Origin of the sequence: uncultured Allofournierella sp. (assembly GCA_944382705.1) — a bacterium.
Taxonomy (GTDB): domain Bacteria; phylum Bacillota; class Clostridia; order Oscillospirales; family Ruminococcaceae; genus Allofournierella.
In genome coordinates this window covers 33,423-47,715 of record CALWNE010000016.1, presented here as the reverse complement: position 1 = coordinate 47,715, position 14,293 = coordinate 33,423, and the positions used below count along the sequence as shown (strand labels likewise).

Genomic DNA, 14,293 nt, shown 5'->3' with positions numbered 1-14,293 from the left:
TTACAGCTCCTGAATTTCCACCAAAGCTTCCCCAAAACCAACCAGAGCACCGTCCTGGGCCACCACCTTATGGATGACGCAGTCGCAGGGGCTGGGAATCTCGTTAATCATCTTCATAGCCTCAATCAGGCCGATGGTCTGCCCCTTGCGCACCCGGTCGCCCGGCTGTACAAAGGGAGCTTCACCAGGGGCACTGGCCACATAAAAGGTGCCAACCAGCGGCGCATCAATGGTTTGGCCGCAGGCGGCCTGTTCCGGTGCAGCAGCCGCCAGGTCCTGGGCAATAGAGCTGGCAGCAGGGGCGGCAGCAGGAGCGCAGGTTACAGGAGCGGCCGGGGCTTTTTCCAACACAAGGTGCTCCTCACCGCACTGGTACTCCAGTCGGGTAGAGCTGCTGCGATCAAATGCGTTCAATAAGCTGGTGATTTGTTCCAAGTTCATGCCGGGAACCTCCTCGTTTCATGGTTTGCAGCCAACAGGCTGATATGGAAAAAGCTCCGGCAGGCATTCCTGCCTGGGCAGACCCAGGGGGGATGCGTATATGCCAGAGCTTTGAGCACAAAAGGTATGGAAACCCTGTGCGGACAATCAGGCTTGAGCTTCCAGGTAGGAAACGATATCGCCAACGGTTTTCATATTAGCCAGGTCCTCGTCAGGAATGGATACATTCAGGTTGTCTTCCAGAGCCATGTTCAGCTCCACAGCGTCCAGGCTGTCGGCACCCAGATCTTCGGCCAAGGTAGCCTCCATGGTAACGGCATCGGCTTCGCAGCTCAGGGTATCCACAATGATATCACGCACTTTTTCAAACATAGTTCATATCTCACTTTCTGTTTACTTTAAAGTTTTACTATGCGAAATTCATTCCATAATTTTAGTTAAAATTATTTAATTAAAATTATAGAATTATTTTAACCAGTTGAAGCTCTAATGTCAATTGTATTTGGATAAAAATCAAACAATTTATAAAAGTTATTTAAATTTGATGCTGTTTTAAATTTTGAATTGTAAAAAAATAACAAATATCAAGATTCTGATTTACAATCTGTGTAACTTACATCTAAAAGCTGCAAGTAAAACCACAATTTGAGTTAAATCCGCTAAAGGTAGTTTAATCCAATTTGATGGTTTTCAATGAAAAGAGCGGGATTTGTTTGTGTACACTCTTGCAAAACCAGACAAGCGGAATCGGGGGCCTTACATTATATAATATAAAGAGCAGGATAAATGCCACTCAGCCATATTCGATGCAGAAGACACTGAGATGCCCGGATTTTTTAAAATAAAGGACCATGAAAACGAGTGTATAAATCCCATTGGAATGGACGAAAATTTTGTCCATCCGGTATAAAGTATGGTCGGGCTGCTCCAAGGTCTGAATGGATGTGAGTGCCTTTTAGGGGGGCTTGTGGTACTTGCCAGAAAAAATTAAAGCAGACGAAACAAAAGAGGGAGAAAAATCCGTGCCAGAGTACCAATAAACTCACTTATGCATTATACTATATTTTACCAAAAATTCTAAAATAAAGTATCGAATAAAGTTTGTTCCGATTAAGTTTATTCCAAAGCTGCTATTTGCCGCAGAAATGCAAGTAAAAGAATGGCTGCAATTGATTAGAGAGAAGTGGGGGTATAAAGAGAAGAATCATTCTTAAAAACCCAAATAAACCGAATCATTTAGCGAAAATAATCCAAGAAATGCCAACAAAATGGGGCGCAAAATCTTGCAATTTGTTTTTTTGGAGCATACAATTTGGCCGAATGTACCAAAACGCTCCGATAAAGCGATAATTTGAAGAAAAGCATTGAATTTAAAAGAGTGTCGTGATAAAATAAGTCCTGCTCTCCGGGGGAGAACAATCTAACCAGGCAAGAAAGCTGTGGTTTGAGCATGAATCGGCTCTGGAAGCAACGCAGAACAAATTCTGTGCAGCCACATTTGGCGGAGTAGATTTGGTATTTGCAAAAAAACATTTAAAGAACAACTCTTGCTTTTTGGTTGTTTTTATGATAAGCTTTAGCTAGATAAAACAACAAAGCAAATCGTGAGGTGCACAATGGCTGATAAAAATCATCTGAAGAGTCCTGCAACGACTGCATTGTTTGAGGCAATACTTTCGCTGAATACCATGGAGGAGTGCTATACTTTTTTTGAAGACCTCTGTACCATGAAAGAAATGGCCGATATGGCTCAGCGCCTGGAGGCAGCTAAAATGCTGCTGGATGGCAAAACCTACGAGCAGATTGTAAAGAGTGTTGAAATCAGCACTGCTACCATTAGCCGCATCAACCGGTGCATTCAGTATGGCAATGGTGGTTACGAGCTGATCATCAACCGGGTTAAGGAGCAGAAGGCGGCTCAGGAGGAAAACCAGTAATCGAACCAGGGCTTTAAGCCAAGGGAATAGGCTGGTAGCTATGTATCGTTGCCAATCGGCTTGGATGAATGAGTACACAACAAAACACCCCAGTGCTTTTGCACTGGGGTGTTTTGTTGTGTAGATGCAGGGAAAATGGGCAAAAGACCCATCCAGGCTGTAAGATAACTCCCGGAGAATGTTCTTACCTTATTATAAAGGCAAGAGAGGATTTGCAAGGCTGCCAGTGAGTTTTTGAGCCGCCAGATGAGGGGCGATTTTGGCAGCATGGGCAGATTGATACAAAAAAACACCCTCCCATCCGCCTTTTAAAAGGGCTTGATGCGAGGGTGTGACACTGCTTACTGAGCGCGGAACTGTACGCCGCCCTGCTCGTCGATGCCATCCACAATGGCCAGGCTGGTGAGCTTATAACCTGCTGCACGCAAGTTTTCCCCGCCAGGCTGAAATCCCTTTTCGATGGCAATGCCAATACCGCCAACGGTGGCACCAGCTTGGCTGCATACATCCAGCAAGCCCTGCATGGCTTTGCCTACGGCCAAAAAGTCATCTACGATGAGCACTTTATCGGAAGGGGAGAGGAATTTTTTGGAAAGAGTAATGTTATACTCCTTCCCGTAAGTAAAGGAGTGTACCGTTGAGGTGTATACTTCACCATCCAGATTTTTGCTTTTTGCTTTTTTAGCAAACACCACCGGAACATTGAAGTACCGTGCAGTCATGCAGGCAATGGCAATGCCAGAAGCCTCAATGGTAAGGATTTTGTTAATGCCGTCATCTTTATAAATGCGGTAGAATTCTTGGCCGATCTTATCCAGCAGGTCTACATCCAGCTGATGGTTCAAAAAGGCATCCACTTTTAAAATATTGCCTGGCCGCATTTGACCATCCTGCATAATGCGATCTTCCAAAAACTTCATGTGTATTCGCTCCCCAACTTAAAAATCTGTTTCTCAATCTGCACAAGAGTGAGGGGATATACCACCCACCACCTTGGCCAAAAAAATGTAATGTTATCTATTATACAAAAAAACTGTTTTTTTGCAATGCTTCTGGCAGGATTTTTATAAAAAAATAGAAGAAAAGGGGCCTGTTTAATCATTTAAATTGTTTTGATGTTTTTCTGTACAATACTTATTGTCTTATAGGACAATTTCGATTTGTGTAAATTTACAACCTTTTCGCTTTATAACGCTAAAAAGTATGGTGAAATAGCGAATTGTCAGACCCTGGATTTACTCGTATAATAATAAAAAACAAAAGTCTTTGGCCAAACAGTCAAATAGGAATGCAATGGTGGATTCCTTGCAAAACCAAAAAGTTGGAGAAGGAGAATCAATTATGAAAAAAGTACTTAGCGCAGTGCTGGCGGCAACAATGGCCGTAAGCATGGCTGCCTGTGGGCAGGCAGGAGAATCTGGTCAACAGGCAACCGGTACCGCAATCCGAATTGGCGGCATTGGCCCCCTGACCGGTGGTGCAGCCATTTATGGCAACGCTGTAAAAAACGGTGCACAGCTGGCCGTGGAAGAAATCAATGCAAAGGGTGGCTTGCAGCTTGAACTTAAGTTTGAGGACGACGAAAACGATGTAGAAAAGTCCCTCAACGCATACAACAACCTGAAGGATTGGGGCATGCAGGTGCTGCTGGGCACTGTTACCACCCAGCCCTGTCTGCAAATTGCACCCCAGGCGGCAGAGGACAATATGTTCCTGCTTACCCCTTCGGCTTCTGCGCCGGAGGTAGTGGCATCCGCCACCGCGTTCCAGGTTTGCTTTACAGACCCCAACCAGGGCCAGGCTTCGGCTGACTATATCAAAGAAAACGGTCTGGCCAGCAAGGTAGCCATCATTTACGACAGCTCGGATCCGTACTCTGCCGGTGTGCACGATAAATTCAAGCAGCAGGCCAGTGTAAATGGTTTGGAAGTAGTTGCAGATGAGGCCTTTACCGCAGATAGCAAAACCGATTTTTCTGTACAGGTACAAAAGGCCAAGAGCGCAGGTGCCGATTTGGTGTTCCTGCCCATCTATTACAGCGAGGCAAACCTCATCATCCAGGAGATGAAAAAGCAGAGCTATGAAGCCGCTGTGTTTGGTTGTGATGGTCTGGATGGTCTGCTGACCATTCCCGGTGCAGATACCAGCCTGTTTGAGGGTGTAATGCTGCTGACCCCCTTTGCTGCTGATGCGCAGGACGAAAAAACTCAGAATTTCGTAACTACCTATAAAGAGCGCTTTGGCGATGTGCCCAACCAGTTTGCGGCGGATGCCTACGATGGTGTGTACGCTATTTTTACTGCCTGCGAGCAGGCTGGCATTACCCCGGATATGAGTGCATCGGACATCTGCGACAAGCTGGTGGAAACCATGCCTCAAATTACGCTGGACGGCTTGACCGGAAGCGGAATGAAGTGGGAGACCACTGGCGAAGTGAACAAGGAACCTCGTGCAGTTAAAATTGGGAACGGCGCTTATGTGGGTATGTAACAGCAAGTAAGCAGCCCATTTTAAAAGCAGCCGCCTGCCGGCAATCATGCTGGCGGGCGGCTTTTGTCGACGAAGGGCAAACGGCCCTGCGGCCCACGGAATGCCCTGGGCGATTTATTGCAAAAAGGGGAGTTGAACATGGAGTTTTTATCCTACTTGATTAATGGTATCAGCCTGGGCAGCGTGTATGCTATCATCGCTCTGGGTTATACCATGGTGTACGGCATTGCCAAAATGCTGAACTTTGCTCACGGTGATGTTATTATGGTGGGCAGTTACATCGTATATGTAGCAGTTACCGAAACCGGTATGCCTCCGCTTGTGGCAGTGGTACTCTCCATGGTGTGCTGCACTGTGCTGGGCGTAGCAATCGAACGGTTCGCCTATAAGCCTTTGCGGCAGGCTTCCTCGCTGGCGGTGCTCATTACCGCCATCGGCGTGAGTTATCTGCTGCAAAACCTGGCTTTGCTGATCTGGGGCTCCAACCCCAAATCCTTTGGTTCTGTCATCAGTCTGCCTACGCTGCATCTGATGGGGGGAAAGCTGGCCATTCCTGGCATCACGCTGGTAACTCTGGTGGCCAGCGCAGTTATTATGGTAGGTTTGATGAGCTTTGTAAATGGTACCAAAATGGGCCGTGCAATGCTGGCTGTCAGCGAGGACAGAGGCGCAGCCCAGCTGATGGGCATCAATGTGAACACCACCATTGCCATGACCTTTGCCATTGGTTCTGCACTGGCAGCGGTGGCCGGTGTTCTGTTGTGCTCGGCCTATCCCAATTTGCAGCCAACCACTGGCGCCATGCCCGGTATTAAAGCATTTACAGCTGCCGTCTTTGGCGGTATTGGCTCCATCCCCGGCGCAATGGTGGGTGGTGTGCTGCTGGGTGTGATCGAGATTTTAAGCAAGGCATACATTTCCACTCAGCTGGCAGATGTTATGGTGTTTGCAGTACTCATTGTGGTACTGCTGGTACGGCCCACCGGCTTGCTGGGCAAAAAAATCAACGAAAAGGTGTAAGGTGGTTGCTATGAATCGTTTAAAGACCTTGAAAAAATCCACCAGAAGCAACCTGATTACCTATGGCATGGTAGTATTGTTTTATCTGGTAGTACAGGCCCTGCTGGCGGGTGGCTTTTTGAACAACTCCCTGCAAGGTATGCTGGTGCCCATCTGTGCCTATGTGGTGCTGGCAGTTTCCCTTAACCTCACGGTGGGTATTCTGGGCGAGTTGAGCCTGGGCCAGGCCGGATTTATGGGCGTGGGCGCTTTTGCCGGTGCGGTGTTTTGGGTGCTGGCGGGCCCTGCCATGCCTGGCGTTCTGGCATTGGTTCTGGCTATGCTGGTGGGCGGCGCAACCGCAGCGGTGTGCGGCTTTTTGATTGGTATTCCGGTACTGCGTCTGCGGGGCGACTACCTGGCCATTGTAACCCTGGCTTTTGGCGAAATCATTAAAAACCTGCTGAACGCAGTGTATCTGGGTTGGGATGCCCGGGGTCTGCATTTTTCCTTGCAGGATAGCGCTTCTCTTGGTTTGCAGGAAGGCGGCCAGATTATCATCAACGGTGCCATCGGCATCAGCGGCATGAAAAAGGCCTCCACCTTTACGGCGGGTACAGTGCTGGTACTGATTACTCTGTTTGTGGTGCTGAACCTTATTCATTCCCGTGCAGGCCGTGCCATTATGGCCATTCGGGACAACCGCATTGCAGCAGAAGCCACCGGCATCAATGTAACCAAATATAAATTGATGGCCTTTATCCTGTCTGCCGGGTTTGCAGGCATGGCAGGTGTGCTGTACGCCTTAAACTACTCTACTTTGGCTACCAAAAAATTTGACTACAACACCTCCATCTTGATTTTGGTGTTTGTGGTACTGGGCGGTATTGGCAACATCCGTGGCTCCATGATTGCTGCAACGGTGCTGTATGTACTGCCGGAAATGCTCCGTGGCTTGCAGGACTACCGTATGCTGGTGTATGCAGTGGTACTGATTGGGGCTATGATTTTTAACCAAAGCCCTCAGGTGCAGCAGTGGCGCAGCCATGTTGTGCAGGTGCTGGCCCGTGTGCCGCTGTTTCATGCACTTTGCAAACGATCTACAAAACAAAGGGAGGCCTAAGGGATGGCATTGCTTGAAGTTATGAATGTGGGCATCGCCTTTGGCGGTTTGCAGGCGGTAGCCCAGCTGGATATGAAACTGGAGCAGGGCAAGCTGTACGCCCTGATTGGCCCCAACGGCGCAGGCAAGACCACTGTGTTTAACCTGCTCACAGGTGTGTACCGCCCCACCGAGGGGGATATTATTCTGGATGGCAAAAGCATTACCGGCAAAACACCTGCCGCTATCAACCAGGCAGGCATTGCCCGTACCTTTCAGAACATCCGGCTGTTTCATCAGCTTACTGTGCTGGAAAATGTAAAAGTGGGCCTGCACAACCAGATCCGCTATCCCATGTGGACGGGCGTTTTCCGGCTGCCTGGTTTTCGGGAAAAAGAAGCGGAAATGGACTACCAGGCCCGCAAGCTGCTGAAAATTTTTGACCTGGAAGCGGAGGCAGACCTGCCGGCTTCCAGCTTGCCCTATGGTAAGCAGCGTAAGCTGGAGATTGCCCGTGCCCTGGCCACAAACCCCAAGCTGCTGCTTTTGGATGAACCTGCTGCTGGTATGAACCCCAGCGAGAGCGAGGAGCTTATGAACACCATCAAATTTGTACAGCAAAAATTTGGGGTGGCAATCCTGCTGATTGAGCATGACATGAACTTTGTAATGGGCATTTGTGAACACATCTTTGTTTTGGAATATGGCCGCATGATTGCCCAGGGCAACGGTGAGGCCATCCGCAACAATCCAAAGGTAATTGCAGCCTATCTGGGAGGAGATTGACCATGGGGGAAATGCTTCGGGTAACCGATTTAAATGTTTGTTACGGCTCTATCCATGCCATTAAGGATGTATCCTTTCATGTAAATGAAGGGGAAATCGTTACCTTGATTGGCGCCAATGGTGCAGGCAAAACCACCACCATGCACGCAATTTCCGGCCTGCTGAAGCCCAAAAGCGGAACTATCGATTTTATGGGCAATCGCATCAGCCAGATGGAAGCTCACAAAATCATCCAGTTGGGTCTGGCGCAGGTGCCGGAAGGCCGTCGAGTATTCAGCCAACTTTCGGTGCAGGAAAATCTGCTGATGGGAGCCTATACCCGCAAAGATGGCGCCACAGCCATTGCCGATGACATGGAGGAAATTTTTGAACGCCTGCCCCGGCTGAAAGAGCGCCGTAAGCAGCAGGCAGGCACCCTCTCTGGCGGTGAGCAGCAGATGCTGGCCATTGGCCGGGCCTTGATGTGCAAGCCCAAGATGCTGCTTCTGGATGAACCCTCGATGGGTCTTTCGCCCTTGTTGGTGAAAGAGATTTTTAAAATCATTCAGGATGTAAATAAGGCTGGCATGACAGTGCTGCTGGTGGAGCAAAACGCCAAAATGGCACTGGAAATTGCCAACCGGGCCTATGTGCTGGAAACCGGCACTGTAAAAATGGAAGGTCCGGCAGATGAGCTGGCCAACAACATTGAGGTGCGTAAGGCCTATTTGGGCTGCTAAACAAAAGCTCGCCTCCTGTCCAGTGCGGACAGGAGGCGAGCTTTTATTTGCGGGCAGTTAAAAAAGGATGGAACACTTTGCAGAACAAAACATAGAATGGGGTACCGCCAAAAAACATGGAGGTATCTCAAACAACAACGGGAGGTAATGTATTATGTCTATGCCCAGTATTTCTGTAAACGCACATCCGGTTTCCTTTCAGCAGGCTGTCATCGACCTGCTGGAAAGCATCGCTCTGGAAGAAACTGCCATGAGCCACATCCTGAACGCTGAGGGTGAAAAATTGCAGCGTGCCATCGCCATGGAATGCATTGACTTTTGTCAGCTCATGGAAGTGAACGAATCCGTGGCCAACATGGTGAATGTAATCGGCGGCCTGGAAAATATTCTGAAGGAAAAGCTGGAGTTTGTTTGCAACAATCTGTACTACCCCTGCTGCTCCGACAACATCCAGCGCTAATTAACCACAGGCAAACTCTCAAATACCACTAAAATAGGCCCGGCACACTGGCTCCTTACCTTGGGAGCGGGGCAAGTGTGCCGGGTTTTTATTTGGTTTTATAGAAATAATAAGGAAGGTTCTTGTAAGTTTTTTACAAGGAGAGTTTTTAAAGGTATGACTGTTTTATGAATAGTGAAAAAGGTATTATTATCGCTTGCAAGATGGAGTGCAATCGTATATGATTAATAAAACTTAAAGTTGTGTAAAATGTGTGTAGTTTACGGCACAAGGAAAGGAAACAACAGCGATATGTCAAAAGAACAAAATCATCGATGGAAACAGATGGTTGCTGGTGTGGCGGCGGCTGCAATTTTGGCAAACCCGTTTAGCGTAATTGCAAGAGGTTTGGACCTTTTGAATGACCAGACTCAGATAGAGATGGATCAGTCTGCAGAAGAATCCACCCTGTTGCTGGAGCAATCATCTGATAAGAGCGAAGAAATCCAAAAGCTGGAGGAGCTTAGTGGTGTAACCATTGAGCAGATGCAGCAGGATTTCCAAAACGCAGGCAAGGGAACGGATTCCCAGCAAGAAACGGACGATATGTCCATGGTGCAGTCCAGTGTTTATGTGGACGGCGTCTCTCTGTTGTCCGCAGAGGCACAGGCTGCGCCCTATGTGTTCTTGTCCAGCATTGATTGCGATCCGGAATCTACTGCATGGAGCGGACCCAACAAAATTGATTTAACGGGAATTAAAAAGGATACCAACCCCGGCGGCGGTGTTATTTCTCTGCTGGTAAACGGTAAGGCGCAAAAGTTTTTAAAGGGCGTAGGTGCCCATGCGCCCTCCAATCTGATTTATGATATTTCCCAGTATAGTGCACAGTATCCCATCTTGGATGCGTATGTGGGCGTTGATGCCGGCCGCAACGGCAATGGCTCGATTAAAATCATCGTCTATGGCTCCAACGATAAATCGGATTGGACTGTACTTCAGCAAACCGGTGTTCTCACCTCTGCCGATGAGGCAGTACACATCCGCCAGGATGTTTCCCAGTATACCTATATCAGACTGGTAGCTGATGAAAACGGCGGCAACGGCAATGACCATGCGGTATATGGCGACCTCCGTTTGATGACGGCGGAATACGACCCCGCTACCGAAGGTTACACCGGCGTAAAAACCCTGGAGGAGTACGACAAGGAGATTGCTCAGTACGGCATTGACGAAGCCTATGCGAACCACAAGAAATTGGTGCTGGAACGGGAGTTTGTAAACCGAATTGGTTACGATAACATCCAGGTTGCGGCAAAGTACATTGATGGTGTGGCGGATGCAATCGATTGGCTGAAAACCGATGAAAATGCCCTGCAGCTGTTCATTGAAGCAGGTGGCTATTACTGTGGTACAGGCTACAATGCCATTGTTGCATTGGGCCGGCTGTATCATGCCCATCAGGATGACATGAGCAACCTGACCTATAAAAAGATGCTGCTGGCAACAGCAGCTGCATACTCCAAAAACTTCAAGACCTTTTTGGTAAAGTTCAGCAGCACCGAAAATGCAGCTACCCCCAACTCCGACCCCGTGGTTAAGTACGAGCTCTTTAAGCAGTTGTACGATGACAACCGCTTTGTACGCAAGAGTGAGTTCGAAAACTACGAGATGGAATTGGTTCGTGCGGTTATGGATGCCCGCATGAACGATGATGAAATTTTGTGGCTGCGTGCTTACATCGACAAAAAATATCCTCCCGAAACCAGCCTGAATGACTGGCGCCGTTACAACGGCTATGGCTATACCCGATATGTGAACATCGGGTACAATGTACCCAAGTATTTTGCAGCAGAAAACCAGGCGGAATGGGATGCAAAGTACGACTTCTTGAGCTATGGCATTCCCTATGGTACCCCTAACCGGCTGCGTTTGTGGATGATGATCGATGCCGGTGCCATCTGCTGGGGCTTGGCAGGCCTAGGCCTGAATGTAAACGAGGTTCAGGGTATTGCAGCGTTTGGTACTTACCAGCCTGGTCACGAGGCTTATCTGCTGTACTCTAAGGACAGCAATGGAAAGGGCATTTGGTCTATTTCCGATAATGCGGGCGGCTGGCAAAGCTCTTTCACCAGCTGGTACTGGAATTCTGAGACTGCTTACAGAACCATCTTTGAATGGGGTGTAAAGTCGTATAACAACACCTATTCAAGCAACAATACAACCTATATGCTGCTGGCACAGGATGCCTTGAATGATTACAGCAACTACCTGAACTCCATGTTCTATTACCTGATTGCAAACAGTTATGCAAAGGGTAGCGATGAACACGAGCAGGCACTGGAAAAATCCTTGCAGTGTTACAGCAAAAACCTGGACTCTTTGTACGGCCTGTACCTTTCTTACAAGGAGGATTCCACCACTACGGATGCCCAGTGGCTGGAACTGGCAGATCGAGTTTCGGTAGAATATCGTTATTTCCCGGCACCCATGGTGGATTTGCTGAGCCTGATTCGCAATTGCATTCAAGATGATGTGACAAAAATCCAATTGGATATCAAAAAGGAAGAATCCTTGACTCTGGCCAGCAAGGCCACTGCGGCTGAAAGCCTTCAGAACAGTGCCTGCAAGAGCATTGCCAACTCCTTGCTGCAAAAGAATGATGGCGCATTTGCAACCTTCTCCTTTGATGGCGACCATGCGGGCACCATTCTGGTAAATGAAAAGTATGCCGAATCTATAATTCAGGTGCGTGTATCTCTGGATGGCGGAAACAACTGGGAAATCTTTGAAGATGGCAAAGATTATACCACTCAGCACCAGATTAAATTGACCAATGAGCAGATTAATCGCATTACCGCAGAGCAGGATATTTTGGTGGGCCTGATGGGTGTTTCCACCAATTACACCATTCCCATTGAGTCTGGTAAGAGCGTTGCTACCAATATTTACCTGAACGACAATGAAAACCTGCTGATTGGCGGCGATACTGCTAACCTGGAATACAGCCTGGATGAGGGCGTAACTTGGAACAACTACGAGAGCGGATTGAACAGCACCAATCGTTTTGCTGGTGATGTAGATGTACAGTTCCGCTACAAGAGCTACGGTTCCTATACAGCAGGTCCCGTGCAGACCTATCATTTCACACAAAACCCCGATACCGAAACAGCAACCTACATTCCCCTTAAGAATGTATCGCTGTATAAGTATTCCAGCTTCCAGGCCAGCGGAAACAATAATGTAGCAAACATTATTGACGGAAATTACAATACCCGTTGGCATACCACTTGGGACTGGGAGGATACCGAAAAGTATATTGCTGTGCAGCTGGATCAGGTACACTTTATCAGCACAATTAAGTATCTGTCCTATGATAGCAGCGGCCGTATGAAGAGCGGTAATGTATACACTAGCTTGGACGGTGAAACCTGGACCAAGGTTTATACATACGAAAACCTGCCCAACTCTGCCGAGTGGCAAACCTTAAATCTGGGTGGTTCCTACCCGGCACGCTATGTGAAAATTGACTCTACTCAAAGTCACTGGTTGCATGCGGGCCAGGCTGATAAGTATTTTTCTGGCAGAATGTTGGAGTTTTACGAGGATACCACCCAAAAGTATAAGGCCGATGTAACCATTACCTACGATGTTCCCGCAGACAAAACCACTGAGGGGCCAGTAGTGGCTGAGCTGGTATTGCCAGAAGGCTGCAAGCCAGTTGAAGGCACCGAAACCACCCACACTTTTGAAGACAATGGAACTTTTGTCTTCAAATATCTGGATGCAAACGGAGTCGAGCAGGAAATCACTGCTGAGGTTACCTGGATTGTGAAGCCTACAGCTACACCCACTGCGGCACCTACTGCAGCACCGACTGCGGAGCCCACTGTGGCACCTACTGCAGCACCGACTGCGGAGCCCACTGTGGTACCTACTGCAGCACCCACTGCAGCACCCACTGCGGTACCTACTGCAGCACCGACTGCGGAGCCTACTGTGGCACCTACTGCAGCACCCACTGCGGTACCTACTGCAACACCCACTGCGGTACCCACTGCAGCACCTACTGCAACACCTACTGCGGAGCCTAGTGCAAAGCCCACGGCAAAGCCTACTGCAAAGCCTACTGCAAAGCCTACCGCAAAGCCCACTGCACAGCCCAGCGCAGTGCCTACTGCAACTGCACAGCCCAGCGCAGCTCCACAGGCTACCAAGAAGCCTTCCAATGGAAAGGACTCTAACAGCCAAAAAAATCATACACGCTATGATGTGGAAGATGTTATTCAGCACGCCCAGAGTGATGAGAATACCTTGTCCTTTGATATGCAGGAGCGTCCCACAATTACCGCTAAGGTATTTGAAATGCTGAAAACCATGAAGCAGCAAGAGCTTAAGCTGCAGGGCGAAAGCTACGAGTGGACCTTTAAGAGCGAGGACATCGACGAGACGCAGGAACTTCCTGCTGATTTCGATGCACGAGTTACCATGCAGGTAAGCGATGCCGTAAAGAGCGAAATTGAGCAGGTTGCAGCTGCCGAAGAGTATGTGGCATTTGAAACTGCCTTTAGCGGCAAACTGCCCGGTAAGGCAACCTTGCAGATTCAGGTAGACAAGAAATTTGCCAACCAGACAATGGAGCTGTATTATCAGCCAGAAGGTGCAAAAGCCGAGGCCATCACAGAAGTGGTGGTAGGCGAGGATGGATGGGTTTCCATTCCGCTGGAACACTGCTCTGTATATTTCTTGATGGTTAAGAGCGATACCGGCCCTGTTCAGAACGAATTGACCGAAAGCACGGATTCCAGCATGGATTCTTCTTCTGAATCTGTTGCGGAATCTGCAACTGACAGCGTACAAATCGACAACAGCAATACCATGACTGAGATTGCTGTTTTGTGGATTGCAGGAATTGCCCTGGTTCTGCTTGTTGGAATTGGCGGATTTGTTATACTGAACAAAAAACGCAAATAATTAATAAAAAACACTCTCACAAGCATAGCTGCTTTGTGGGAGTGTTTTTTATTAACCAGTTTCGGGCTTTTTGGAATCATTATAAAGCAGCTCATTTGAAAAATAGTGCAGCGGAAGATCGCTTTATCTTTCTATAGCAACATTAGGATTAAAACAAGAGGAAGAGTGTAAATCAAAAACCAACATCAACGAATTTTGCTTTGTCGGGCAAGGGCGAGACAACTACAACCATAAAATAGAATATAAAGAAAGTCACCTGATGTTAAAATCAGGTGACTTTCTTATTCGGCGATTTTCGTTTTTTCGCAAGGAAAGGGGAAGCGTTGCAAATTTGTAAAATTCATTATTTTCATGAAAGAGAGAAAATTGTCAGGCAAAAGAACGATACAATAAATTGAAAGCAACT

Annotated in this window: 11 protein-coding genes; 8 read left to right on the top strand and 3 right to left on the bottom strand. The window is 48.0% G+C overall.

Translation table 11 applies throughout. The annotated features are described in order from the left end of the window. Both ACH2EM_RS02395 and acpP read right to left on the bottom strand, forming a co-directional pair. Complete coding sequence (locus tag ACH2EM_RS02395; protein ID WP_395150465.1) at positions 1-441, bottom strand: acetyl-CoA carboxylase biotin carboxyl carrier protein; 441 nt, start codon at positions 439-441, stop codon at positions 1-3. A 147-nt stretch (positions 442-588) separates the two neighbouring features. Beyond that, the gene (gene acpP, locus ACH2EM_RS02390) at positions 589-813 is read right to left on the bottom strand and encodes an acyl carrier protein (RefSeq protein WP_395150464.1); all 225 of its coding nucleotides are present in this window, start codon (positions 811-813) and stop codon (positions 589-591) included. A 1,244-nt stretch (positions 814-2,057) separates the two neighbouring features. On the opposite strand from acpP, the gene ACH2EM_RS02385 reads away from it, so the two are divergent. Next, positions 2,058-2,378 carry a YerC/YecD family TrpR-related protein gene (locus tag ACH2EM_RS02385; RefSeq protein ID WP_395150463.1) on the top strand — a complete coding sequence of 107 codons (321 nt, stop codon included), beginning with the start codon at positions 2,058-2,060 and terminating at the stop codon, positions 2,376-2,378. A gap of 341 nt (positions 2,379-2,719) precedes the next feature. On the opposite strand, the gene ACH2EM_RS02380 is transcribed toward ACH2EM_RS02385, so the two are convergent. Continuing rightward, positions 2,720-3,298 carry a xanthine phosphoribosyltransferase gene (locus tag ACH2EM_RS02380; RefSeq protein ID WP_395150462.1) on the bottom strand — a complete coding sequence of 193 codons (579 nt, stop codon included), beginning with the start codon at positions 3,296-3,298 and terminating at the stop codon, positions 2,720-2,722. A gap of 421 nt (positions 3,299-3,719) precedes the next feature. Between ACH2EM_RS02380 and ACH2EM_RS02375 the strand changes: the two genes are divergently transcribed. From ACH2EM_RS02375 to ACH2EM_RS02345, 7 genes are all read left to right on the top strand, one after another. Next, positions 3,720-4,868, top strand: coding sequence for an ABC transporter substrate-binding protein (locus tag ACH2EM_RS02375; protein ID WP_395150460.1), 1,149 nt, complete (start codon positions 3,720-3,722; stop codon positions 4,866-4,868). A 138-nt stretch (positions 4,869-5,006) separates the two neighbouring features. Next, entirely contained in the window at positions 5,007-5,888 is an 882-nt protein-coding gene (locus ACH2EM_RS02370) for a branched-chain amino acid ABC transporter permease (protein ID WP_395150459.1), read from the top strand. Between the two features lie 10 nt (positions 5,889-5,898). Then, positions 5,899-6,990 (top strand): branched-chain amino acid ABC transporter permease, encoded by a 1,092-nt coding sequence (locus ACH2EM_RS02365; protein WP_395150457.1) that lies wholly within the window; start codon positions 5,899-5,901, stop codon positions 6,988-6,990. A 3-nt stretch (positions 6,991-6,993) separates the two neighbouring features. After that, complete coding sequence (locus tag ACH2EM_RS02360; protein ID WP_395150456.1) at positions 6,994-7,755, top strand: ABC transporter ATP-binding protein; 762 nt, start codon at positions 6,994-6,996, stop codon at positions 7,753-7,755. Between the two features lie 2 nt (positions 7,756-7,757). Continuing rightward, entirely contained in the window at positions 7,758-8,474 is a 717-nt protein-coding gene (locus ACH2EM_RS02355) for an ABC transporter ATP-binding protein (protein ID WP_395150455.1), read from the top strand. Positions 8,475-8,628: 154 nt separating this feature from the next. Beyond that, positions 8,629-8,934: a hypothetical protein gene (locus tag ACH2EM_RS02350; protein ID WP_395150454.1), complete on the top strand. Its 306-nt coding sequence runs from the start codon at positions 8,629-8,631 to the stop codon at positions 8,932-8,934. Between the two features lie 291 nt (positions 8,935-9,225). Beyond that, complete coding sequence (locus tag ACH2EM_RS02345) at positions 9,226-13,887, top strand: NPCBM/NEW2 domain-containing protein (protein WP_395150453.1); 4,662 nt, start codon at positions 9,226-9,228, stop codon at positions 13,885-13,887. Positions 13,888-14,293 lie beyond the last annotated feature (406 nt).